The organism is Burkholderia sp. M6-3 (genome assembly GCF_050858985.1).
Lineage (GTDB): Bacteria > Pseudomonadota > Gammaproteobacteria > Burkholderiales > Burkholderiaceae > Paraburkholderia > Paraburkholderia caledonica.
The window spans coordinates 2,195,528-2,219,909 of sequence record NZ_CP110090.1 but is presented as its reverse complement, the minus strand read 5'-3'; the positions used below and the strand labels follow the sequence as shown (position 1 = coordinate 2,219,909).

Genomic DNA, 24,382 nt, shown 5'->3' with positions numbered 1-24,382 from the left:
AGAGGTGCCCGGTGCGCCGTATGGCATGGGCTTCGAGCGCGAGTGTACGCTCACCGTTAAGCGGCTGCAGGAAAGAGCGCAGCTTTGTCGGTGTTAATCCTGGGAGCAATTATCGTGCTGAATGCAGGGTCGAAGCTAATCGTCGGTTGGATGTAATTATTGTATTGTGAATGTCTGTGGGAGCGTCGGTGATCTGTAATGGGATTTATTGCCGACTGCCTTTATGCCGGTCGAATTGACTTAGTCGTTTTACGCCCGGCCGACGGCTTCCGGGTTTCGGTCCGGCCTTGTGCGACGGTAGAATGCGAGCGAACCCCGACTGTCGACGTCCGCCAATGGAACCGCCCGAAACACGATGAGTGACACGATACAAGCGCCGTTTTCCATCCTGTTCGTCGATGACGACGAGATGTCGCGCACCCACTTTGCGCGCGCCGTGCGTGACGATTACCGCGTGCACCTCGCGCAGGGCGCCGACGAAGCCATGGCGCTATTGCAGGAATTCGGTTCAGAAGTCGCCGTGCTCGTCACCGACTTTCGCATGCCGGGGCGCGATGGCGGCCATCTGCTGCGCGAGGTTGCACAGGCGTATCCGCAGACCGTGCGCATCCTCGTCACCGCCTACGCCGACAAGGACATGCTGCTGCAAACGTTCAATACCGGCGACCTGTTCCGCATCATCGAAAAACCGCTTCGCATGGAGTCGGTGCGCGAGGTGCTGAAGCAGGCGGTGGCGCGCTATGTCGAGCGCGAAACGCGCCAGCAAAGGCTGCTTGCAATGGACGAGACGCTCGCGTTCCTCGCTCACGAACTCAACACGCCGCTTGCCGCGATATCGCTTTTTGCGCGCTCGGTCGAAAACGATGTTGCTCAGGAATACGACCCGCAGCGTCAACAGGAAATCGGCACTGCGGCTACCTCGATGCTGAACAACGCGCAGTACTGCCTGACGCTGATCTCGTCGTTCTGGGCGACGGTGCACAAAAGCGGCGGCCCACAACCGGCGACCGGCAACGCCGCGCGCGAGGTCAGGGCGACGCGCCTCGTCGCCACGCTACTCGACTCCTATCCGTTCGCCGGTTCGCAGCGCGAATGGATCGGCCTGGAAATGCGAGGCGATTTCGTCGTTCACGCTATGCCGAATTGCGTGGCGCTCGTACTTTCTTCACTGCTGTCGAATGCGTTGCGCGCGCTCGACGGCTGCCCGGCGCCTTCGTTGCGGATCGAAGTGATGAACGGGCCCGAGCCGGAAATCCGCCTGCACGACAATGGTCCGGGTATCGCACCGGAGATCAAGGCGCGCTTGCTGCTCGATCCTGTGACGACGCACGCGGGGCGTGGCGGCCATGGCATGGGCATGATCTTTTGCAACCGCATCATGCAGTCGTTCGGCGGCGGGCTGCGGATCGAATCCACCGTCGGTGAGGGCACCACCGTGACAATGCGTTTTCCCGGCATCAGAGGCCGGGTGCATGACGGCGTGAGCGAAGCGGCGTCGGACAGTCACGCCGCCTGAGCAGTACGCGCTAGTTCTCGCGCACGGCGAGTCCGTCCGTGGTGGTGGGTGCGGGCGTGGTCGTGCTCGTACTCATGCCCTTACGTGCGGTGTCGCCCGGTCCTTCAGGCTGGTCTCGCGCGGCGTTTGCAGACGCCAGATAGCGATACAGCGCGTCGGCCGAACGCTCGCTCAACGCTTCGATCCGCTCGAGCCAGTCCGATTCCGCGGGCCATTCGCCTTCCAGCATGCGTGGATAGATGTGCCGCGTGAACTGGTGCAACGCCTTTGCTCCGACGTTGCCGCTCGCGCCAAGCAGCACATGCAACGCGCCATGCGCGGCGTCGACGTCGCGGTCCGCGGCGTTCGCGCGAAGCTGCGAAGTCAGCGCGCGGATCTGCTCAATCCCATTCGCGAACGATTCGTCGATCAGGCCGAGCGCCGCCAATTCTTCAAGATGAGTGGCGTCGAGCAGATCGTTCTCGCGCACCACGGCGAGACCGCCCGTGCCTGCCGACGCAGCTTGCGCAGGCAACGCCGCCGGGCCTGCCGAGCTAGACGATGATGGCACCTTGGCCGACACCGGCGAGCGCCGCGCCTCGGCCGGCGCGCTGCCGTTGCTGCCACTGCCGGTGCCACTGCCGCTGCGCTGCTGCGCGAACTGTCTCGTCAGGCACGCATAGAGCGCACCGACCTGCACGGGCTTGATCATGACTTCGTTCATGCCCGCGCTGATGCACGCCTGTACCGAGCCGATATCCGACTGGCTCGTCAACGCGATGATCGGCACGTTCGCGTAGCCGTCGGTGCGGGCGCGAATCGCCGCGGCCGTTTCGAGGCCGCCCATTCCCGGCATGTTCATGTCCACCACGATTGCGTCGATGACGACCTCCTCGTCCAGCCGGTCCAGCACGGCCTGACCATGTTCGGCCTCCACGACGCTCGCGCCGAAGCGCTCCAGATAGGCCTTGGCGACGAGCCGGCTGTAATTGTCGTCGTCGGCAACGAGAATCGACTTGCCGGAAAAGTCGTCGAAGCGCTGGTTGAGATGGCGCCGGTTGCCGTTCTCGAAAAGCGCTTGCAGCGACGTGAACAGGTCCATCACGCTGCAGGACTTGCTGATCATGTCGTCCATGCCGGCCCGGCGTGCCAGCACGCGCGCGATGTTGCCGGGCTCGGACGTGTAGGCGGCGACGAGCACGTTCCAGTTCGGATGATTGCGGTCGGTGCGCAGCTGCTCGGTGGCCGAATAGCCGTCGAGCACCGGCATGTTGACGTCCATCAGCACGAGGTCGTATGCCGACGCTCCGCGCAGCATCGCCAAAGCGGCCGCGCCGTTTTCGGCTTCGCTCACCTCGGCGCCCACTTTTGCCAACGTGCGTCGTGTGCGGGCGCGCAGAGCGGCGTCGTCGTCGGCGAGAAGGATGCGTTTGCCGTTGAGCACGCCCGTGGCGCGCTCGACGATTGCACGCTCGTGTGCCGCTACCTCGCTCTCGGTGACGGGCGGAAATTGCAGCGTGAATTGCGTGAACTTGCCGAGCTCCGACTTGCACGCGATGCTGCCGCCGAACGCGCGCATGGCGCGCTGACAGTAAGCGAGCCCGAGGCCCGTACCCGCCGAGTTGCCGGCGGTGCGGAACGGCTCGAACAGATGCGGCAGGATCTCAGGGGCGATGCCGCTGCCGGTATCGCGAACGCTGACGCAATGCCGGTCCACCGTCAGCGTCAGCGTGGCAGAAGGAAGCGGTGCGATGTGATGCAGCGCGTTCTTGATCAGATTGAAAAGGGTGAACAGGTAGACGGTTTCGTCGACCTTGAAGGTGAAATCTTCGAGCACCGCAAGGCGGACCTTGCCGCGTTCCTTCCTGTCGGCGAAGCCGTATTCGTCGAGCGCCTTGCGCGTGGTCGCGCCCGCGCTCAGGTAAGTGAGCGAGTCGGAGCGGATCTGTTTGGCACTGACTTCATCCAGCGTCATTGCGATCACGCGCAGGCCGCGCTCGATCGACAACTGCCCGTGCGCGAGATGCCGGTAAAGCAGCGCTGCGCCCCCACCCGACGGCGCGGATGCGCGGCCATGTTCGGTGAGGGCGGGCAGCGTTTCTTCCACGCGATCCAGAACGTGTTTCAACTGGCTGAGCGGGTTGCGCATTTCATGCGCAATGGACCCGGCCAGTGCCTGCAATGCGCGGTTCTTTTCGACGAAGATGCGCCCTTTGCTGATCGCATGACTGAAGGCCATGCTGCACAGGACGACTACCGGAAGCACCGCGAGGTCCGACTGATTCGCCGTGCTCAGCACGATCGGAGCCGGGGAACTGGCGACCGCAGCCAGACCGCCGGACAGCATGCCGATGCCGATACAGCCCATGAGCAGAAACGGATTGTCGATGCAGAGCGCCATGATGAAGATCATCATGACCTCGGTCATCATCCACATGGTGGAGAAAGAATTCCTGATCGCGAGGAACGTGCAGACGAACGGCAGCACGTAGATCAGACACAGGTGCCAGTAGATCAGCAGGTACTGATTGAACCGTTTGGGCCAGCGCGCCTGAAAGATCAATGGCACACAGATGAGCGCCGCGCTCAGACGCAATGGCAGATTGTCGTACGGCTGCGGCAGGATGTAAGTCCAGACCAGGTAATAGACGGGGTGGCACACGAGGCCGAGTGCGCCTCCCCATCGAATTGCAAACCGGCTTCTTTCCAGCACGTCCTGCATGCTTTCGCGCGGTATTAGCATCTGGCCTCCAGTGACATGTACGAGCCCGTCAATTCATAGTTGCTGTCACACCGAGATCGAGGTTGATCGCCGAGCCGTCCTTTCCGTGAAAAGGTCCGACCGTAAATCCGTACTTTTTCAACAGGCCGTGAGTGTAGGAGACCGACCACACAGGCGGGCTGCCGATGATGAAGTCGGAAGCGATGCCTTCCTGCCAGGCGGCATAGCCCTCGGCGAAACAGGTATAGCAGTCGCGCGTGCTCGGCAGCCTGAACGGGAATCTGGAATCGAGGCCTGCGGGCCCGCGCGCGAAACATTCAATATATAGCGTATGTCCGCGAGACGCGAGTTCCGCTTCCACACTCGCCGCGCGAGGGTGCGAGTCGTCGATCCAGAAGCGGGCCCGCTTGAGGTCCGAGGCGGTGAGATACGGCACGCTGGTGCTGCTCGCGAGGATGGCGCCGTCGAACTGCGGTAAGGCGGTGTCGGGGCTGAACGTATGGACCGACACCTTGGTGCGTCCGAGCAGGTCAGCCGCCATCAGCTCGCGTGCCTGGTCCGCGAGCAGGTTGACCTTGTCCGGCAAGTCGATCAGCACGAGTTCCTTCGGCGCTTCCTTGTACAGCAGGTACTTGGCGACCGTCGTGCCGAGCCGTCCGGCCGCGCCGAAGAGTGCGAGCTTCGTGTTGCCGAATTCCAGATCGAGCTCGTTGCAGCAGTGCATTGCCCAATCTTTGAGCATTGCCGCGGTGGCCGCGTGGCCGGTCGTGATATGCGGCGGCTTCGTTTGCCTTGGCAGCGCGCCATAGTTGCACGCGTAAGGCGTGGAGGCGCCCATCGCAACCATGTTCAAACCGGCCTGACGCGCCAGTTCCAGCGCCGGGAAGAACTGCGTCTCGCGAAACCGCTTGATGCCGCGAGGGCTGCCGAGCCAGAGTTCGAGCGGCACCGGACACGCGATGTTCGCGCCGATCATCTGCGAGCCCGAATAGATCGGCGATGCAATGAACGGCTTGGTGCGCCAAAGCTCTTCTTCGAACGACTCGTTTCTTGTTTTTACGTTGTGGAAGGAGAGGGAAAGCGTATCCCAGTCTGTAGCGTGAAAGAGAAACCCGACACCGCCCTGGCCCGTGGGCAGATTGTCGCGAATCTGCTCCGGGTGGATCGTGTGTTTGAGCGCCAATGGCGCACCGGACGAGGGCAGGCTGGTGGTGCTGCGCCGGTCGTCAATGGTCGATATTTCGTTGTGAAGAGACGTTCCCATTTGGTTTTCCTTTGATTTTCCTTAGGTTGACCCGCGCTGCGAGTCAGCGCGGCTTCGTCAGCCCGCATTGGCTGACGATCCATCAACTCTAGAGAAAACCAATAGTTTTTGTCCGTGTGTTCGTGCGCATCGTCGGTCGGGACGGGAAAAGAGGGGCGCCGGCCTGGCCGCGCATGTCGCGCCGGGCCGGCTGCAGCGCGTTCTGCCGGGCATAGGCGATGCTGGATTGCCGAGGCTGCGCGCGATGGAGGCGACCCCACGCGGGCGACCGTCGACAACGATCTGGCCGCATATCGTTGCGCCGTCTACGACCGGTCGCCGGCGAGATCGGCTATCCCGCCGACGTCGAAGCGGCGCGCGGCCGCCTGCAAGGCCCGGGCTGTGAGCCGGCTACGGGCGGGCCGGTTGCGCCTGCAGACGGCTCCGGCGAAAGCAACGCGATGCGCAGACTCGGCCGGACACCGCATCGGAACCGAAACTGCGAAGCCGACATGCAAGTGTTGGCGACGCGCCCATCCGTACAGGAAACGCACATGAACCGACCGTTCGCCAGCGGCTGCCGCCGCGCTTTCACGTCGTCGATATTCAAGGGCATGTTGCTGCTGCCTTTTGCCGGCCTGTTCACGCCCGAAGCGCGAGCGCAACACAAAACCGACGCACCGCCGCCCGGCTCCCAACGAAGTACCAGAAGCAAGATTCTCGACACCGGTGCCGACGTTTTGCAGAACAAGAAGCCGATCGACGCAATGAGCGCCTATCTGAACGGCTTTCATTTCTACGCCGACGACATGGGCCGACAGGTCGAGGCGCATCACTTCTGCACGCATCTGACCGAGGACTTCCATCAGTGCGTGATCTTCGACTCCAACGAGAGCAACGCGAAGCTGATCGGCATTGAATACATCGTCAGCGAACGCGTCTTCAACTCGCTTCCAGACGACGAAAAGAAGTTGTGGCATAGCCACAATTACGAGGTGAAGTCCGGCGAACTCATTACGCCGCGTATTCCCGATGTCGCTGAACATGCACTGATGCAGGACCTCGTGACGACCTACGGCAAGACGTGGCATACATGGCAGATCGACCGCGACGCGACCTTTCCGCTAGGCATTCCGCAACTGATGATGGGCTTCACACGCGACGGGCAGATCAATACGCCGATGGTTGAAAATCGCGACAAGCGGTTCGATGTATCGACTGCCGGGCAACGGCGCAAGCGCGCGGACATTGCAGAGCGGCCGGTGGTGAATGGTGCGAATGCGTGGCAAAGCGGGACGTCCGTGCAATTGACGCTGGCTGAAGTGCAGGTGAAAAACCTGCGGCGCTGAACGAGCGGTAGTTGACGTCCAGCCGATGCGCGCTGCTGCATGGGCTTTCGAACCTGACCGGCGTGCCACCAAGAGACGTGGCGAAGCGTATCGACAAACTCGTACCGGACTGCATGGTCATTGGCAGCGCGGGCGGCTCAATGGGCTCGATGGAAAACTCGACGGCACGCTCACCGTAACGGAACTTCACAAGCAGTGAGCTTGCCTTGGGCGGGCGGGGGCAGCCATTCGCCGCAAAAATAAATTTCTCATGCGATGGAATACCTGCCCGCCGGCGATGTTTACGTCGGTAACCCGCACGTTTCTTCCAGCTACCAACCACGAGGCCGCTTTGAGTTACACCACGATTCAACCCGCCTGGGTCCGCATCGCACACTGGGTCAACGCGTTAGCCGTCGTGCTGATGGTGATGAGCGGCTGGCAGATCTATGACGCATCGCCTATCTTTGCGGGCTTACAGTTTCCTTCCGCTATCACCTTGGGCGGCTGGCTCGGCGGAGCCTTGCAATGGCACTTCGCGGTCATGTGGCTACTGGTCGTCAATTTTCTCGTCTATGTCGGGCTCAACATCGTATCGGGGCGCCTGCGTCGCAAACTGCTGCCGGTGAGCATCTGGTCGATCGCAAAAGATCTCACGGCGGCGCTGCGCGGCAAGCTGGAGCATGAAGACCTTTCACGCTACAACGCGGTGCAGAAGTTCGCCTACCTCGTGGTGATCGTCGATATTGCCCTCGTCATTCTGTCGGGGCTCGCGATCTGGAAGTCCGTGCAGTTTCCGTTGCTGCGCACGCTGATGGGCGGATACGACAACGCACGAGTCGTGCATTTCGTCGCGATGAGTGTGCTGGTCGCATTCTTCGTCGTGCACATTGCGATGGTCGCGCTCGTGCCGCGCTCGCTGCTCGTGATGATTCGGGGACGCTAACCATGAGCCTTCGCAACAAGTCCACAAAACTCAGCGCGTTTGCGCAGTCTCATGCAGAGACCATCATCAAGGATGCGCGCGGCGAACTCAAGAATCCCGCACGCCGCCTGCTGGGCCAGCGCATTCTCACGCTCGGCGGGATTGCGCTGCTGTCGGGCTGCGATCTGTCCAACGACAAATCCGTGAATACGATGCTGCGCAAGATGTCGTCCTTCAACGACGACGTGCAGGCATTGCTCTTCAGCCCGAACACGCTTGCGCCGACGTATCCCGAGTCGATGATCACGCGCCCGTTTCCGTTCAACGCGTTCTACGATATCGACGACGTGCCCGAGGTCGATGCCGCCAGCTACCGGCTGGAGGTGAGCGGCCTCGCGAATGGTAAGCGCGTGTGGACGCTCGACGAGCTGCACGCGTTGCCGCAGGAAAGTCAGATTACGCGCCATATCTGCATCGAAGGGTGGAGTGCGATCGGCCGTTGGGACGGCGTGCGCTTTGCCTCGTTCCTGAAGCGCGCGGGTGCCGACATCACGGCAAAGTACGTGTCGCTGCATTGCGCGGACAACTACTGGACGAGCATCGACATGCCGACGGCGCTTCATCCGCAAACGCAACTCACGCTTGGCTACGACGGCGGCCCACTGCCGCCGAAATACGGCTTCCCCATGAAGCTGCGCATGCCGACCAAGCTGGGCTACAAGAATCCGAAGCATATCGTCGCGATCAGCGTGACGAACGATTATCCCGGTGGTTACTGGGAGAACCAGGGCTACAACTGGTTCGGCGGTTCCTGATGTTCACTGGCCCGTTCAGGGCTTTGCAGTCCTCTCAACCGTTTCTCATGGAGTGTTCATGTCTATTCGCCTGAAACTCGGCGTCACGCTTGCGGCGCTGTCTTTTGCCGGTGCCGCGCTTGCGCAGACGCCCGCCGCCAAACCGTCGCGCATCCGTGGCGATATCGTCGCGCTCGACGGCGACGTCCTCAAGGTGCATCGCCGCAGCGGCGACACGGTGTCGATCGAACTGAAGCCCGCCGTCACCGTGTCGGCAGTCAAGGCGATGCAGCTTTCCGACATCAAACCTGGCTCGTTCGTCGGCACGGCGGCCACGACCGGCACCGACGGCAAGCTGACGGCAACCGAGGTGGTGGTGTTCCCGGAAGCCGCGCGCGGCACGGGCGAAGGCCACTATGACTGGGACCTCGGCCCGAACAGCACGATGACCAATGCGAACGTCGACACGGTCGTTCAGGGCACGAGCGGCCGGAACCTGAAGCTGTCGTACAAGGGCGGCAATAACGAGGTGACGGTGCCGCCGAATGTACCTATCGTGACCTTTACGACGGCCGCGCGCACCGACCTGACGCCGGGCAAGAAGGTGTTCATCGTGGCGACGGCGGCGTCGCAGGGTACTTATGTCGCTCAGCGTGTGGTTGTCGAGAAGGATGGCGTTGCGCCGCCGATGTAAAGCGCACGATGTAAAGTGCATTGACGTACGGAGGGCCGACCGCATTGGGTGTCTCACCAACGGGTACGGCCTTCCAGCAAGCAGCACAGCTGGCTTCCGGGCAACGACCCGGCGAATCGCTCGGGCAATCGCATTGCCACTTGCCGGACCAGCGAAGGTCCGCTCACAGTCCGAGGCAAATCGCGCCGGCGGCCACGACCACGCAGGCGAGCCAGCGCTTGCCGCTCACCGTTTCGCCGAGAAACATCCGCCCGATCAGCACCGCGAACACCACGCTGGTCTCGCGCAACGCCGACACCGTTCCCATCGCGCCCGACTGCATCGCCCATATGACGATGCCGTATGCCGCGACCGATACAACGCCGCCCATTAGCGAGGAGCCGACCGCCATTGGCGACGAGCGTATCGGCGTCCATAGCGCGGGCACGCCGCGCATCGCGACGAACAGCACCGGCATCAGCCAGTAGAAGAGGAACATCCATGCGGTGTAGGCAAGCGCTTCGCCGCCCGACAGGCGCACGCCTATGCCGTCGATCACGGTGTAAAGCGCGATCGTCGCGCCGGTGGTGAGCGCGGCCAGCACGCCGGCGCGCGACACGCTTCCCGCTTCGAGCGCGATCGCAATGATGCCGCCGGATATCATCACGATCCCGATAGCACGCAACGGGCCGATCGCCTCGTGCGCGAAGAGCGCCGCGCCGAGCGTGACCAGAAGCGGCGACGAGCCGCGGGCGATCGGATACGCTTGCGCCAGATCGCCACGGCGGTAGGCCCGCACGAGGCTTGCGTTATAGCCGATATGCACGAGCCCCGACGCGACGATATACGGCCATGCCGCGGCCGCCGGCAACGGCGCGAATGGAATGATGAGCGTGGCGATCGCCGCGATGGCGATGCTCATCCACGTCATGGAAAGGAAGCGGTCGCGATTGCCGTGCAGCAACGCGTTCCAGCTTGCGTGAAGCAACGCCGCGAAAAGGACCAGGCCGCCCGTATAGCTGAGCATGCGCGATCAGGCCGCGGGCGCAACCGATGCGCCGGCAATCCGATGGCGCGCGAGCGATTCGGCCACGAATCCCGACGCCTTCATTTCCTCGACGAAGCTGCGTAGTGCGGAAGCCGCCGCTTCACCGCGGCTTTTCGGCGTGCCCATTGCCTGTTGAATGACCATGAAGCGCTCGTCGAGAAGCCGCAGTCCCGATGCGTTGCGCGCATCGGCTTCGAGTTGCTGCTTCACGCCGGCCGCGACTTCGAGACCCTGTTCGAGGAACGTCTGCACGACCGTCGGGGAGGTAGGCGCACGAACGATCTGCGCGGCCTTCAGCTCGCGTGTGAGGAAGAGGTCATAGGCGCTGCCTTTGCCGACCGCGACGCGGTTGTGCGGCTGATCGACGTCCTCGTTCGTTCGGACGGGCGAGTCGTCGCGCACCAGATAAAAGCCCTCGATCAGCACGTACGGCGCGGTAAATGCAATCGTCTCGCCACGTAGCGGATCGACCGCGAAGAAGCCGAAGTCGGCACGCTCCTCGCTCACGGCCTGCACCGATTTGCCCGCTGCGTCGAACACCACCAGTTCCAGTTCAACGCCGAGCTTTTGTGCGAACGCCCGCGCCAGATCAACCGATACGCCGAATGGTTCGCCGGTATTTGGGTCCTGGTTAGCGAGAATGGGGTTGCCCAGATTGATCGATGCCCGCACTTTGCCGGCAGGCGTGAACGACGAGACAACGGCTTGATCGATGGTCATGGTGTTCCCGTATGGTGTTCCCGCACGGTATTCCGGGTAGGCGCGGGCCGCATGAGTTGAGGAAACGGTTCGAGGTTCGGGGATCGTGCTGATGCGAGGACAGTGCGTCGAGCGTTCTGTCCCGTTCCATCTTAAAGAAAATTGGCGGACTTGCCCAGGCGGCCGGCAACGTGCCATGGCACCTTCGATTGCGGGCCGGCTCCAGCGTCCGATCATTGCAAACTCTGTAAGTGATAACCGACCTGGGCTAGTCTTTCCGCTCACGTTTTGCAGGCTCGTTATGGGCGGCATCGTCGTTCTCTGCATCACGCTATTTTTCGTCGGCCACTTCGCGATTCGCGACGAACGGTGAATTGGTATCGCTGCCACCTTCACGCGGCGCGGTTCGCGCTTCCTTGGCGAGGTTTTCATACTGCCTGCGAAAGCGTGTCAGGTCTTTCTCCTCCAGTTCTTCAAGATCGAGCAGCGCGTTATGGGCGCCTTCGATTGCGCAGAGCGCATAGGAGAGGTGGTCGGGCTCGGTCTGATCTGAGTGTTTCGCGTGCGTGCCGTTGACGGTGACTGTCTGCTCGGTGATATTCTTTTCGTTGCCTGGTTTGCGTTTGCTCTGCGCTTGCCCCGTGCTTGCTCCATGCTTGCAAAGGCGGCGACGGCAGGGCGCTTTCCCTCATTGCTTGAAGACCGCACGAACGGCAAGGACCGGCGCTTATGAACGATCAGCGAGATCTGGCACCCGACAGCACCGCGGCCCGCGTTGCGCTGTGGCGGGCGCTGCACAAGGAAGTCGACGACGCGCCGCATGTTTTCGACGACTCGGTCGGCCTCAAGCTGCTGTCTCCCGGCGACGACTGGCGCCAGCGCGGCGACATGGACCCGCAGTTCACGCGTCCGTTTCGTGCGTCGATCGTGGCGCGCGCACGTTTCATCGAAGACCTTGTGGTCGAACAGACGGCGCGCGGGATCGGCCAGTATGTGATTCTGGGGGCGGGGCTCGACAGTTTCGCGCAGCGCAGGCCGGAGATTGCTTCGCGCCTTACGATATTCGAGGTCGATCAGCCGGGGCCGCAGGAGTGGAAACGTCAGCGGCTCCGCGAGCTTGGCTTCGGCATCCCGCCATGGCTGCGCTTTGTGCCGGTCGATTTCGAGGCTGGCGAAGCATGGCAGGACCGGCTCATGGCGCACGGCTTCGACGACAGTAAGCCGGCAATCGTTGTCTCGACGGGCGTGAGCATGTATCTCACGCGCGATGCAAATGCGGCCACGCTGCGCCAGATCGCGGCCTTCGCCCGCGGATCGACGCTCGCCACGACGTTTCTGCTGCCGCTAGACATGGCGGATCCCGAAGTGCGCCCTGGACTGAGAATGGCAGAGAAGGGCGCGCGCGAAAGCGGCACGCCCTTTCTCAGTTTCTTCACGCCGGCCGAGATGCTGGCCCTTGCCCACGAAGCCGGCTTCGCGCAGGCGCGGCACGTCTCTGCGGCCGACCTTACGCAACGCTACTTCGTCAACAGAAGCGATGGCTTGCGTCCGCCGAACAATACCGAGGAATTGGTAGTAGCGAATACCTGACCACGTTCCTCACATGCGTCGCGATAAGGCCGGCGACTTGCGCGTCACACCAGCAACCGGATCGCGAGCCCCGCCGCGCCGCACACCAGCACCACTGGTATCACCCCGACCTTGAAGCGAAAGAGCGCGAGCGCAGCCGCCAGCCCGATGACGAGCGATAACCAGTCGAAGCTCCCATGCAGGCCATGCGGCCATAAAACGTGCAGGGCAAAGAAGACGGCAAGATTCACGATCACGCCGACGACCGCGGCCGTGATCGCAGTGAGCGGCGCGGTGAATTTCAGATTGCCGTGCGTGGTCTCGATGAACGGGCCGCCCAGCAGGATGAACATGAACGAAGGCAGAAAAGTGAAGAACGTCACGATCGTCGACGCGACGACGGCGGACAGGAGCAGCGCGTCCGGACCGAATATCGCTCGCGTCCATCCACCGACAAAGCCGACGAAAGCGACGACCATGATCAGCGGGCCGGGCGTCGTCTCGCCGAGCGCAAGACCGTCGATCATTTGAAGCCCCGTGAGCCAATGCTGATGCTCGACCGCGCCCTGGTAGACGTAAGGCAGAACCGCGTACGCGCCACCGAATGTAAGCAGCGCTGCCTTCGTGAAAAACCAGGCCATTTGCGTGAGCGCGCCGTTCCATCCGAAAAGGGCGGTTAGCGTACCGATCGTCACCAGCCATATGAGGACAAAGCTTGCCAGGACGATAAAAAAGCGCTTCCAGGTAAAGATCGCGTGGCGAGGCGTCGGCGTGTCGTCGTCGATCAGCGCCGGGCCGTGAAGCTGCGCAGCGGCGCCGTGCTTGCTGCCAATCACGAACGTGCCGGGCGCATATTTCCCTCCAACGTAACCGATCACGCCCGCCACGAGAACAATCAACGGGAACGGCACCTTCACGGCGAAGATGGCAAGAAACGCCGCAGCGGCGATCGACCACAGCCAGGCATTCTTAAGCGCGCGCGAGCCGATCCGATATGCGGCGAACACGACGATCGCAGTCACGGCCGGCTTGATTCCGTACAGCACGCCGGCCACAGCCGGGACGCTGCCGAACACCAGATAGATCCACGACAGGCCCATCAGAATAAATAGCGACGGCAGCACGAAAAGGCCGCCCGCGATCACGCCGCCCCACGTGCGATGCATGAGCCAGCCGATGTAGGTCGCCAGTTGCTGCGCCTCGGGTCCGGGAAGCACCATGCAGTAGTTCAACGCATGCAGAAAGCGCTTTTCCGAGATCCAGCGCTTTTTCTCGACGAGTTCCTGGTGCATCAGCGCAATCTGCCCGGCCGGACCGCCAAAGCTTATGAAGCCGAGTCGCAGCCAATACCAGAATGCAGTGGAGAGCGGAACGCGGGCGACGTCGTCTTTCATCAGATGGTCCTGTTCGTTTTGCCTGGTGCTGGAGCGCGGGCTTCGACCGGTCGCAAGTATCTTTTGGCTAGCGAGGGTCTCAAGGGTGTTCGGGCGATGACGATTCGCCACTCAAGACCGGCTTGCTGACTTTAAGCTTTCCGGTCACTGACGATCTGGTCATTGATTCGTCCGGTCATTGTCCCCTTAACCGCATGACGGAACGTGCCGCGCAGTCTAGCAGTTAAGGCACGCTGCGCGGTTTGGCTTGTACCGATGCCGCCAGTTTCCTCGCTTCGACGAGTGCTTCGCTGATGGCGCTCAGCACTTTGTCGCGCGCGGCGTCGTCCTGCTGACGCAAGGCGAACGAAGGATGATACGTTGCGATTCCCCAACCGCCTTCGAGCTCGAACGGCTTACCAATATAGTCGCGCAAGCTCGCCTTTTCGCGCAGCAACGCATTGAGTGCCGTTGCGCCCAGAGCGACGATGACCGATGGCCGAACCGTTTGCAACTCCTGATCCAGCCAATACGAACATGCTTCGACCTCGCGTTGCGCGGCGGTTTTGTGCAGCCTGCGCTTGCCGCGAGGTTCCCATTTGAAGTGCTTGACCGCGTTCGTCAAATAAAGCTGCTCACGCGACAGGTCGGCGCGGACGATCGCGAGGTCTAGCAACTGTCCCGCCGGCCCGATGAAAGGCTCGCCGCTCAGATCCTCCTGATCGCCGGGCTGCTCACCGATCAGCATGATGCGCGCGTCACGAGGCCCCGAACTGCCCACGGCTTGCGTCGCATTGCGCCACAGGTCGCAACGCCGGCAGGCGTCCAGCGACGATGGCTGATCGCGGGCGGGCTGAGCGAATTCGGCTTCGACAGGAATGGACTTGCCGCCGAGCGCCGCGACCCCGCTCGCTTGCGCAACGCGCCGCGCGCCGCTCTTTGCTTCGCTGATCATGGCGGGAATCAGATGGCCTTCCGGCAGCCCTTTCCAGAACCGCACCGGCATGTGCTGTTCGAGCGCGGCTTCGTTCAGACGCGCAGGATTGAAGGTGCTGCGGTAGTACGCGAGCCACAACGCCTCGGCTTCGTCTTCAGTGTCGCAGCGATGCTCGTGGCGCAGAGCAGGGCGCGCTTCGATATGTAGTTGCTGGCCGTTCCAGAACGCGGCGCCGTGAGGCGTCGCGATTATCCAGGACGAGCGCCCCATGCGTTGCGCGAAATGTTCCGCGGCCCACGCGAGAACGTCGTGTTCCGGTTCGTACCAGGCTATGTACCCGGGTGTTTGAGCGTCCGGTTTCTGCTTGCGAAAGCGCACGTACGCAATCATGTCGTGCTTCGCACGACGCACCGCTTTAGCCATCCGGTAGAGCCGGGCGCCGTCGACGTCGGCTGGCGACGCCGCCGCGCGATCGCCGCATTGCCAGCGCCAAAGCACCTTGTAGAGGAACGCCCATCGGTCCGGCCGCCGATACAGCGCCGCATCGTGCAGCAGCGCCGACAGTTCTTTCGAGACGTGAACGGCCGGGCCGTCCGACCCGAGCTCCGGGTTGCCGGAGGTGTCACCGTAATCGAGTGCCGTTTGACCAGACAGCGAACCATCACCACCCGCGCCTTCTTTAACGCGCCACTCGATCGACTCCGGCGCAAGCCCTTGAGCCAGCGCAACGAGAGTCGCTGCGCGCCACGCGGCAAAATGGTTTTCGATCGCGATGCAATGAAGCACGGCACGTCACCACAACTGCATTTGCGTTTGCATTGGCGGCGTCAGGATTCGCCGCAGATGCGCCGACGACGCGTCGTGCATGGCCGCGCGATAGTCTTGTGTAACGACGAACGGCTTGATCTTTTCCAGCGGACACCGCAGGCGCACCAGGTCTTCATAGCGCACCCGCCGGGAGCGCCGCAATTCGACCAACCGCTTGGCATTGCGCATGCCGATGCCCGGCACCCGCGCGATCATGCGAAGCGGCGCGCGGTTCAGGTCGACCGGGAACTGGTCGCGATGCCCGAGCGCCCATGCGAGTTTCGGATCCATGTCGAGCGGCAGATTGCCTGGTTGTTCGAACAGTTCCGCGACGTTGAAACCGTAGCCGCGCAACAGAAAATCTGCCTGGTACAGCCGATGTTCGCGCAGCAGCGGCGGCGCCTCGCCCGGGACCGCCGAAGGACTGTCAGGGATCGGGCTGAATGCCGAGTAATACACGCGCTTAAGCTTGTACGACCCGTACAGCGTTTCCGCGGTCTGCAGGATGGTGCTGTCGTTCGTCTGATCCGCGCCGACGATCATTTGCGTGCTTTGGCCGGCAGGCGTGAACCGGGGCGCTTTTGCGTCGCCCAGCGCCTCTTCCTGCGCAAGCCGGATCGACCCCATGGCGAGCTTGATCGTGCGCACGTCTTTCTCCGGTGCAAGGCGTGCGAGACTGCCTTCGGTCGGCAATTCGATGTTCACGCTCAGACGGTCGGCATAGCGGCCGGCTTTGGCGATGAGTTCGGGGTCTGCGTCGGGGATGGTTTTCAGATGAAGGTAGCCGCGAAACTGGTGATCTTCTCGCAGCGACTGCGCTACGCGCACCAGTTGCTCCATGGTGTAATTCGACGACCGAATGATGCCTGAACTTAAAAACAGCCCGTCAATGTAGTTGCGCCGATAAAAGTCGAGCGTGAGGTCCACAACTTCCTCAGGCGTGAAGCGCGCCCGCGGCACATTGCTCGAACGCCGGTTGACGCAGTACTGACAGTCATACAGACAGAAATTGGTGAGCAGGATTTTCAGCAGCGACACGCAGCGCCCGTCTGGCGTGAAGCTATGGCAGATACCGGCGCCGGTGCTGGCGCCCAGACCTTCCGTGCCGCGCGACGCGCGCTTAGGCGCGCCACTACTGGCGCACGATGCGTCGTATTTGGCCGCGTCGGCCAATACTTCGAGCTTCTTCTGCAATTCCACGTTGCCGCCGATACTGTATGGATGTACAGTATTGTACGTGGGCAGTTCGCAAGCGCAAGCGTTTTTTGGCAGGGTCGGCGGCGGGGTTGAGTGCTCGCTGGCGTGCTGTCGGACTGTGCGGTTACTGCTTGGTTGCTTGTCGTTGCTTGGTCGTTGCTGGTAGTTCGCTGGCGTCCGCCAGTTCGGTTCATGTGAAGGGGGATTCGTGTAGATGCCGGATTTCAGCACGCAGGAGCAAGATGCCTGAACAACTGTGGTTGCCCGGGCTCGAGGCGCCGCCAACGCCAACAGACGGCTTGTTTTTCGCTGTCTTCCCGGATGCGAATACCGCGGCCAGCATTTCAAAGCTAGCGCAAGAGCTTTGCGGAGAGGCGCGCGCCCGCAGTAAGCCGCTTGCCGCCGGTCGTTTGCACGTCACGCTGCGTCATATCGGCAATTTCGCGGGCGGCCTGCCGCCGGCACATGTGGAGGCCGCAATGCAAGCGGCTGCCGCGGTCCGCATGGCGCCCTTTAGCGTCGAGTTCAATACGGCGGAGAGTTTCGCGTCGAAACCGCGGCCGGGACCGTTAGTGTTGACAGGGAGTGAGGGCGTGTTGGGTCTGCATCGACTTCATGACGCATTGGCGCAAGCGCTGCACGTCAATGGCATCGAAAGCCGCGCCGGTTCCGCGGCAGTGGCTTATACGCCGCATGTCACGTTGGCTTACGGCTTGCCTTGGGCCGCCGCGCGTCCGGTTGAGCCGGTCTGCTGGAATGTGCGTGGTTTCGCGTTGATACACAGTTTATTGGGGCGTACCCGGCATATTGTGCTTGCGCGCTGGTCGCTTGAAGATGCCGCGCCTTAGTGGCGTCGGCACGACGATTGGTTGGTCGTGAAGAGGAACATGAAAGGGGATGGGCAGCGAGGCGCGAGTTGGGCTTTCGTTTTTTTTGGGGATTCGGCGTGTGTTTAGAAGCGCATCCCAGTAGCGCAAACGCCGCCGAAGCCACCGCCGCTTCCGCCGGCTCCGCCGCAGAATACTGCGCAGCCGGAAAGCAAGGCGGACATCGCTGCGGCTACACATACAGCGCGTAGGGTCGTCTTGAATGAGCGTCCGTCGACGCGGGCACGACTCGCGAGCGCTGAAGCGCGGCGTTCGCGCGCCCGGATTGCGGGCGACGGTGCAGTGTCCGTAGCAGTGATTCGTGCTGCGTGGTTAAGGCGTGAGTGTGTCATTTGCAATTGCATGATGGATGGCAGAAAAAGCAGGAAATAGAGAAGCGAAGTAGGTGAGCGAGGTAGGCGAACGAGGGAGCGAAGCAGGCCGCCAAAGCACGCCGCGAGCGTGCCGCGCAAAGAGTGTCGAAGCCTAGCTTGCATCCATTCGAGACTCCAATACGCAAAATCCGAAAAGCCGGCGGGTCGGGTGAATCCGGCGAAAGGAACACTCGTGCGCTCCCTGATAGAATGCTTGGGCCGCAACGTAGTGGATTGCAGATGAGATTGCTTGATGCATTAGTCGAACAGCGTATTGCCGCCGCCGCCGCACGTGGCGAATTCGACAATTTGCCGGGCGCAGGCGCGCCGCTCACCCTGGACGACGATGCTCTGGTCCCGGAAGAAGTGCGCGTCGCCAACCGGATTTTGAAAAACGCGGGGTTTGTGCCCCCCGCAATGGAGCAGTTGCGCGCGTTGCGTGACTTGCAGGCCGAACTGAATGCCGTGAGCGATCAGGCTACGCGGTGCCGTCTTCAGGCTCGCATCCTGGCTCTCCATATGGCGCTCGAATCGTTACGCGGAGGCCCTTTGGTGCTGCCGCGCGAATATTGCCGCCGGATTGCAGAGCGATTGTCCGAGCGAGCCTCCAACAGCGATATGTCCGCGGTAGAAAGCTCTGCCGCGAATGTCGCCGGCTCGAGGACACAGTGAGCGAGCCCGTCGTCGGTCGCGGGGCCTTGGGCTCGAACTTGGACTGGATCGAGGCAGGAAAGGAGCCGGATATGCCGCCTGTTACTGTCGGTGGTGTTGTCACCATCGTCGGTGACTTCGCAAATAGCGAGCCGGGTGTCGCTGCCGCGCCGCCCATCGCCTCGTCCAATCCCCCCGAGCGGCTCGCAACGGCTGCCGACCCCACCGCCAACCCCACCGTCTCCGACCGCGACCGCCGGTTCATGGCCCTGGCGCAAGCTGCCGCCGAAGAAGCGCGGGCGGCTGGTGAAGTGCCCGTTGGCGCAGTGCTCGTGCGTGGCGATGAAGTGATTGCGAAAGGTTTCAACCATCCGATTGGCGCGCATGACCCTTCGGCGCACGCGGAAATGGTCGCGTTGCGTGCCGCGGCACAGGTCGCGCAGAACTATCGCTTGCCGGGCTGCGAACTCTATGTGACCCTCGAACCTTGCCTGATGTGCGCGGGTGCCATCATGCACGCCCGTATCGCGCGCGTGGTGTTCGGCGCTCGCGATCCGAAAACAGGGGCGTGCGGCAGCGTCGTCGACGCATTCGCAAACCCGCAGTTGAATCATCACACTCAGGTGACCGGCGGCGTGCTCGAAAGCGAATGCGGCGCTGCGCTGAAGTCGTTCTTTGCCGAGCGGCGGCGTGCGAGCCGCGAAGCACGCGCGGCGGCACGTGCGGCCGACGTCGCGGAAAGAGACCCGTCCGACACACCCTGAATCGCAACGCTCTCCAAACCGCGCGGAACACTTAGACCAGAGCCTATCGATGAGCGTCCACCGTACCTTCAACCTGATTGCGCCTTCCGGCTATCCGCAAGAGGCGGACGTGCTCAACCGAGCGTTGCAGCGCCTGCGCGCACAAGGGCATCGCGTGGAAGGAGTAGATGCGACGCGGCGTCGTTATCAACGCTTTGGCGGCACCGACGGCGAACGCGCGGCGGATTTGAACCGGCTCGCGGATGCTTCCCGCGCGTTGCCGGACATCGTCCTCGCCGTGCGCGGCGGATACGGCGCGGCGCGCATTCTGCACGGCCTCGATTACGATGGGTTGCAACGTCGTCTGAACGGCGAGCCGGTTGCGCTGGTGGGCCACAGCGACTTCACGGCGATTCAGCTTGCTCTGCTCGCGCGCGCCGGCTTGAAAACGTTCAGCGGCCCGATGCTGATGAGCGACTTCGGCGCAGAACATGTCAGCGACTTCACCATGCAGCACTTCTGGTCCGCGCTGACAAAGCCGACGCTAACCATTGCGAGAAACGTGCCGCAAGCGCACTCGGTGGACGTCTCGGGCACCTTCTGGGGCGGTAATCTGGCGGTGCTCACGTCGCTCGTCGGCACGCCTTATATCCCGTCGGTGCAGGGCGGGGTGCTGTTTGTCGAGGATGTCAACGAGCAACCGTTTCGCATTGAGCGGATGCTTTATCAACTGCATCTGTCGGGCATTCTCGGCGAGCAGCAGGCGCTCGTGCTTGGCGATTTTTCCGGCGGCAAGTCGTACGACTACGACAACGGCTATGACCTGCAAGCCATGATCGACCAGATGAGGTCGGTGATCGGCATTCCGATCGTCACCGGCTTGCAGTTCGGCCACGTGCCGGACATGCTTACGCTGCCGGTGGGCGCCGACGCGCACCTGGTTGCAGATGCAAACGGCTTCAAGCTGACGTTGTCGAATTATCCCTGCCTGCGTTGAGCGGACGCTAGCAAAGCGGTGCTGGCGAGACCGCCTTTTCGCCAGTCCTTTGCGTGGCCCGGGGCCGGCAAGTGCGGCTTTTCAGTAAAGCCCGAAGACCACCGCGCTCGACTATTTTGTCGACAAAATGCGCCGCGCCAGCGACGTCAATCATCATACTGAATCCAGCCTTCCCAGTCGCTGCAAGGATTCCAGCCAAGCAGCCTGGCGTCGCCGCACGCCGCGCCTCAAAGATTGTCGATGATGCCAACAAAAATTGTTGACAATCTTTATGTCCATCCTATTATGACCTTCGTACCGAGACACATATCATGTCCGACACCGAATCAGTCAACGCAAATAGTTCGAGGCACGAAGCAATTGCAGAGCGCATTCGCGCAGCGATTCTCGAGCATCGGCTGGCGCCGGGCGCGAAGCTGACCGAAGCGCAGTTGTGCGAAGTGTTCGGTGTGAAACGTGGTCCGATCCGGCAAGCGCTAGCGCAACTGGCGACCGATCATCTTGTGGATCTCGAGCCGAATCGCGGTGCGTTTGTCGCGAGCCCGTCGCTTCAGGAGGTGCATGAGGTGTTCGAGATGCGCCGCATCATCGAGTTGGCCGTCGTCGAAAAAATCTGCGGCGGGCATGGCATGCGGCGGTTGAAGAGCATTGGCAGCATGATCGGCCGCGAACGCAAGGCGTTCGAAACCCGCGATTTTTCGTCGTGGATTCGTCTGTCCGGCGAGTTTCACACGGAACTCGCTCAGCTAACCGGCAACACCGTGCTGTGTGACTGCCTGAACGGACTCGTGGCGCGCTCCACGCTGATTTCAGCGTTGTACGAGTCATTGGGGCGAAGCCCGTGTTCGTTCGAAGACCACGAAGCGATTCTCGCCGCGCTTGACGCCGGCGATGCAAAAGAAGCGGCGGCGCTCATGTCGCGCCATTTGCAAAGCGTCGAGTTGAAGATGCTGGAGCGGCCCGCACGTGGCGCAGCCGATCTGCACGAGGTATTCGGCGCGGTTAACGGCGCCGGCAAGGCGTCATCTAAAGACTCGCCTAAAGAGTCATCTAAAGCATCACCCAAACAGTCACTGAAGGCCAAGTCCGCGCCAAGCTGAGGCAAGCGGCCGGCGTCCGCCCGTTGCTGGTGCGCGCCGCACTGAACTGAACGGATTGATCGAGCATTGCAAGGCGGCCCTGCGCGGGCGCTGCCGGCTTGCGCGCGCACGTCCGTCGCCTGCGCGACGGGCCTTGAATGCAGTAACGCATTGCCGGACATCCGCGGAAGGGCGGCAATGCGATAACCACAAGTACTTCAGTACGGAGACAACCGCGGCGTGGCCATGGCGGCGGCTCGAGCCTCGTTCGTCCAGAACGACGCAAAGCGCGAGCGAGACGCCAGAGCCGCAACTGGCATGGCCAATGCAATGCCCTTCGATTCGCAATCGACGGTTCCATCACAAGGAGGAATCATGGCTCAGTTCAGCGCAGCGCCCGGCAGTTCAGCAATCCCCCCTTATGCAGACGGTGACGCCGCCGGCGATGTGTCCATGCCGGCCGGTTACAGCGAGCGGTTATACAACAAGGACCTGGCGCCGCTGCGTCACCAGACCTGGGGCGCCTACAACATCTTTGCGTTCTGGATGTCGGACGTGCACAGCGTCGGCGGTTACGTGTTTGCCGGCAGCCTCTTCGCCTTGGGGCTGACGAGCTGGCAAGTGCTGATTGCGCTGCTGGTGGGCATTGGGATCGTCAACCTGTTGTGCAACATGATTGCGAAGCCGAGCCAGGCCAACGGCGTGCCGTATCCGGTTGCGTGCCGTGCGACCTTCGGCGTGCTCGGCGCCAATGTTCCCGCGGTGATTCGCGGTCTGATCGCGGTCGCGTGGTACGGCATTCAGACGTACCTGGCCTCGAGCGCGCTGGTGATCGTCGTGCTGAAGTTCGTCCCGCAGTTGCTGCCCTATGCGGACGTTCATCGACACGGCTTCATGGGCCTGTCGGCGCTCGGCTGGTCCGGCTTCATGTTGCTATGGGTGCTGCAGGCACTGGTCTTCTGGCACGGCATGGAGACGATCAAGAAGTTCATCGACTTCGCGGGCCCGGCCGTTTATGTCGTGATGTTCATTCTGGCCGGCTACATGGTGTATCGGGCCGGCTGGCGCAACATCGGCATCAACCTGGGCGGCGTCAAGTATCACGGCATGCAGGTATTGCCGGTGATGATCACGGCAACCTCGCTGGTCGTGTCGTACTTCTCCGGGCCGATGCTGAATTTCGGCGACTTTTCGCGCTACGGCAAGAGCTTTCGCAGCGTACAGCGCGGCAATTTCTGGGGGCTGCCGGTCAACTTCCTGGCGTTTTCGCTCGTGACCGTGATCACGACCGCGGCGACGCTGCCGGTGTTCGGTCAACTGATTACCGACCCGGTGGAAACGGTGGGCCGCATCGACTATCCGACGGCGGTGATTCTCGGCGCGCTGACGTTCACGATTGCGACTATCGGCATCAATATCGTCGCGAATTTCGTGTCGCCGGCCTTCGACTTCTCGAACGTGGCGCCGAAGCTCATCAGCTGGCGTGCGGGCGGCATGCTCGCGGCGGTCGCTTCGATCTTCATCACGCCGTGGAATCTGTTCAACAACCCTGCAGTGATTCACTACACGCTCGACGTGCTCGGCAGCTTCATCGGACCTTTGTACGGAATCCTGATCGTCGATTATTACCTGGTGAAGCGCCAGAAGATCGTCCTCGACGATCTGTACACCGTGGCGCCGACGGGAACGTACTGGTATCGAAACGGCGTTAACTACCGCGCGGTTGCTGCACTGCTGCCGGCTGCGGTCATCGCGGTGCTGTGCGTGATGGTGCCGTCGCTCGACGGTATGGCGAATTTTTCGTGGTTCATTGGCGCGGGCCTCGGGGCACTGTTCTATCGCGTCCTCGCTCGCTGAGCATCGAGGCGCGGGCCATGCTGTGACAGCAATGACAGGTGGCGGCCGACGGTGACAGCGCCGCGGTCATTGCAGTCGAAAAGGAGACAAGATGCGCATCAAACTGATCAACCCGAACACGACCCAACGCATGACCGACGCAATGGGCCGCTGCGCGCGAGAAGTGGCCGCGCCGGGCACCGAAGTGATTGCGGTCAGTCCGACAATGGGACCGCCGTCCATCGAAGGCTATTACGACGAAGCGCTTGCCACGCCCGGTCTGCTCGCCGAAGTGATGGCGGGCGAGCGCGAGCACTGCGACGGCTACGTGATCGCCTGTTTCGGCGATCCTGGTCTGTACGCTGCACGCGAGCTGGCGCGCGGACCAGTGATCGGCATCGCGGAGGCGGCCATGCACGCGGCAAGCGTGCTGGCGCCCGGTTTCTCGGTGGTGACGACGCTTGCGCGCACGTGCGGGATGGCGTGGCATCTGGCCGAGCGCTACGGCATGCGGCGTTTCTGCCGCAACGTGCGGGCGACCGACGTCGCGGTGCTCGACTTGGACAAGCCCGGCTCGGCGGCACGGCGCATCATCCTCGACGAGTGCCGACGTGCGCTTGCCGAGGACGGCTCCGACGCGATCGTGCTCGGTTGCGCGGGCATGGCCGAGCTGTGCGCGGAGATCGAAGACGCGCTCGGCGCGCCGGTGATCGAAGGCGTGACGGCGGCCGTCAAATGGACCGAGGCGCTGATCTCGCTGCGTCTTTCGACGGCCAAGCGCGGCGACTACGCGCGCCCCTTGCCCAAACGCTATGACGGCGCGCTGGAATCGTTCAGTCCTGGCGCGACGGATCAGAATCCCGCGCCGCCGCGTGTTGTCAAAGCGGACTCGTTGCGGGTAAACACCAGCGAATCCGAGCCGCACATACATTCAGTCTGACACGCACTATCTGCCGGGGTGTATGGGCGCACCCGGGCGTTTTCGCTACACTGGTCCAACTCGGCGCGGGCTGCCCGACATGCTTT

The 24,382-nt window shown here is 62.4% G+C and carries 21 protein-coding genes and 1 pseudogene; 14 read left to right on the top strand and 8 right to left on the bottom strand.

Going from position 1 to position 24,382, the window contains the following annotated elements:
• Nucleotides 1–355 precede the first annotated feature (355 nt).
• A complete protein-coding gene (locus tag OH764_RS09600) occupies nt 356–1,516 on the top strand; it encodes a hybrid sensor histidine kinase/response regulator (RefSeq protein ID WP_498846613.1) in 1,161 nt (386 codons plus the stop codon).
• Between the two features lie 10 nt (nt 1,517–1,526).
• Here the strand turns inward: OH764_RS09600 and OH764_RS09595 are convergent, their stop codons facing one another.
• Together OH764_RS09595 and OH764_RS09590 are read right to left on the bottom strand one after the other, a co-directional pair.
• Nucleotides 1,527–4,238 carry an ATP-binding response regulator gene (locus OH764_RS09595; RefSeq protein WP_498846612.1) on the bottom strand — a complete coding sequence of 904 codons (2,712 nt, stop codon included), beginning with the start codon at nt 4,236–4,238 and terminating at the stop codon, nt 1,527–1,529.
• Nucleotides 4,239–4,266: 28 nt separating this feature from the next.
• Nucleotides 4,267–5,481, bottom strand: coding sequence for a hypothetical protein (locus OH764_RS09590; protein ID WP_498846611.1), 1,215 nt, complete (start codon nt 5,479–5,481; stop codon nt 4,267–4,269).
• A 533-nt stretch (nt 5,482–6,014) separates the two neighbouring features.
• Here OH764_RS09590 and OH764_RS09585 point away from each other — a divergent pair.
• The 5 genes from OH764_RS09585 to OH764_RS09565 all read left to right on the top strand — a co-directional run bounded on the left by OH764_RS09585 (nt 6,015) and on the right by OH764_RS09565 (nt 9,201).
• Complete coding sequence (locus OH764_RS09585) at nt 6,015–6,809, top strand: OBAP family protein (protein WP_498846610.1); 795 nt, start codon at nt 6,015–6,017, stop codon at nt 6,807–6,809.
• A gap of 11 nt (nt 6,810–6,820) precedes the next feature.
• The gene (locus OH764_RS09580) at nt 6,821–6,988 is read left to right on the top strand and encodes a hypothetical protein (protein WP_498848857.1); all 168 of its coding nucleotides are present in this window, start codon (nt 6,821–6,823) and stop codon (nt 6,986–6,988) included.
• A 152-nt stretch (nt 6,989–7,140) separates the two neighbouring features.
• The gene (locus OH764_RS09575) at nt 7,141–7,734 is read left to right on the top strand and encodes a cytochrome b/b6 domain-containing protein (protein WP_498846609.1); all 594 of its coding nucleotides are present in this window, start codon (nt 7,141–7,143) and stop codon (nt 7,732–7,734) included.
• A 2-nt stretch (nt 7,735–7,736) separates the two neighbouring features.
• Nucleotides 7,737–8,528 carry a molybdopterin-binding protein gene (locus tag OH764_RS09570; RefSeq protein WP_498846608.1) on the top strand — a complete coding sequence of 264 codons (792 nt, stop codon included), beginning with the start codon at nt 7,737–7,739 and terminating at the stop codon, nt 8,526–8,528.
• A 58-nt stretch (nt 8,529–8,586) separates the two neighbouring features.
• Nucleotides 8,587–9,201, top strand: coding sequence for a hypothetical protein (locus tag OH764_RS09565; protein ID WP_020070153.1), 615 nt, complete (start codon nt 8,587–8,589; stop codon nt 9,199–9,201).
• Nucleotides 9,202–9,364: 163 nt separating this feature from the next.
• Here OH764_RS09565 and OH764_RS09560 read toward each other — a convergent pair whose 3' ends face one another.
• The 3 genes and pseudogenes from OH764_RS09560 to OH764_RS09550 form a co-directional block, all read right to left on the bottom strand.
• Nucleotides 9,365–10,207: a DMT family transporter gene (locus OH764_RS09560; RefSeq protein ID WP_498846607.1), complete on the bottom strand. Its 843-nt coding sequence runs from the start codon at nt 10,205–10,207 to the stop codon at nt 9,365–9,367.
• Nucleotides 10,208–10,213: 6 nt separating this feature from the next.
• Nucleotides 10,214–10,948 (bottom strand): ABC transporter substrate-binding protein, encoded by a 735-nt coding sequence (locus OH764_RS09555; RefSeq protein ID WP_498846606.1) that lies wholly within the window; start codon nt 10,946–10,948, stop codon nt 10,214–10,216.
• Nucleotides 10,949–11,195: 247 nt separating this feature from the next.
• Nucleotides 11,196–11,438 (bottom strand): annotated as a pseudogene (locus tag OH764_RS09550) (low affinity iron permease family protein); the annotation flags it as partial.
• A gap of 218 nt (nt 11,439–11,656) precedes the next feature.
• Here OH764_RS09550 and OH764_RS09545 point away from each other — a divergent pair.
• Nucleotides 11,657–12,517: a class I SAM-dependent methyltransferase gene (locus OH764_RS09545; protein WP_498846605.1), complete on the top strand. Its 861-nt coding sequence runs from the start codon at nt 11,657–11,659 to the stop codon at nt 12,515–12,517.
• A gap of 44 nt (nt 12,518–12,561) precedes the next feature.
• On the opposite strand, the gene chrA is transcribed toward OH764_RS09545, so the two are convergent.
• The 3 genes from chrA to OH764_RS09530 all read right to left on the bottom strand — a co-directional run bounded on the left by chrA (nt 12,562) and on the right by OH764_RS09530 (nt 16,813).
• The gene (gene chrA, locus OH764_RS09540; protein WP_498846604.1) at nt 12,562–13,890 is read right to left on the bottom strand and encodes a chromate transporter; all 1,329 of its coding nucleotides are present in this window, start codon (nt 13,888–13,890) and stop codon (nt 12,562–12,564) included.
• Between the two features lie 223 nt (nt 13,891–14,113).
• Complete coding sequence (locus OH764_RS09535; RefSeq protein WP_498846603.1) at nt 14,114–15,592, bottom strand: uracil-DNA glycosylase family protein; 1,479 nt, start codon at nt 15,590–15,592, stop codon at nt 14,114–14,116.
• Nucleotides 15,593–15,598: 6 nt separating this feature from the next.
• On the bottom strand, nt 15,599–16,813 hold the full coding sequence (locus OH764_RS09530) for a putative DNA modification/repair radical SAM protein (RefSeq protein WP_204520987.1): 1,215 nt from the start codon (nt 16,811–16,813) through the stop codon (nt 15,599–15,601).
• A gap of 239 nt (nt 16,814–17,052) precedes the next feature.
• Here OH764_RS09530 and OH764_RS09525 point away from each other — a divergent pair, with 239 nt between their 5' ends.
• The 7 genes from OH764_RS09525 to OH764_RS09495 all read left to right on the top strand — a co-directional run bounded on the left by OH764_RS09525 (nt 17,053) and on the right by OH764_RS09495 (nt 24,296).
• A complete protein-coding gene (locus tag OH764_RS09525; protein ID WP_498848799.1) occupies nt 17,053–17,658 on the top strand; it encodes a 2'-5' RNA ligase family protein in 606 nt (201 codons plus the stop codon).
• Between the two features lie 632 nt (nt 17,659–18,290).
• Nucleotides 18,291–18,722 (top strand): DnaJ family domain-containing protein, encoded by a 432-nt coding sequence (locus OH764_RS09520; RefSeq protein ID WP_498848798.1) that lies wholly within the window; start codon nt 18,291–18,293, stop codon nt 18,720–18,722.
• Nucleotides 18,719–19,465 carry a tRNA adenosine(34) deaminase TadA gene (gene tadA, locus OH764_RS09515; protein ID WP_498846602.1) on the top strand — a complete coding sequence of 249 codons (747 nt, stop codon included), beginning with the start codon at nt 18,719–18,721 and terminating at the stop codon, nt 19,463–19,465. Before OH764_RS09520 ends, tadA begins: the two co-directional genes overlap by 4 nt.
• Nucleotides 19,466–19,514: 49 nt before the next feature.
• Complete coding sequence (gene ldcA / locus OH764_RS09510) at nt 19,515–20,441, top strand: LD-carboxypeptidase (protein WP_498846601.1); 927 nt, start codon at nt 19,515–19,517, stop codon at nt 20,439–20,441.
• A gap of 311 nt (nt 20,442–20,752) precedes the next feature.
• On the top strand, nt 20,753–21,541 hold the full coding sequence (locus OH764_RS09505) for a GntR family transcriptional regulator (protein ID WP_498846600.1): 789 nt from the start codon (nt 20,753–20,755) through the stop codon (nt 21,539–21,541).
• Between the two features lie 354 nt (nt 21,542–21,895).
• The gene (locus OH764_RS09500; RefSeq protein WP_498846599.1) at nt 21,896–23,377 is read left to right on the top strand and encodes an NCS1 family nucleobase:cation symporter-1; all 1,482 of its coding nucleotides are present in this window, start codon (nt 21,896–21,898) and stop codon (nt 23,375–23,377) included.
• A gap of 91 nt (nt 23,378–23,468) precedes the next feature.
• The gene (locus OH764_RS09495) at nt 23,469–24,296 is read left to right on the top strand and encodes an aspartate/glutamate racemase family protein (RefSeq protein ID WP_498846598.1); all 828 of its coding nucleotides are present in this window, start codon (nt 23,469–23,471) and stop codon (nt 24,294–24,296) included.
• The last annotated feature ends 86 nt before the right edge of the window (nt 24,297–24,382 follow it).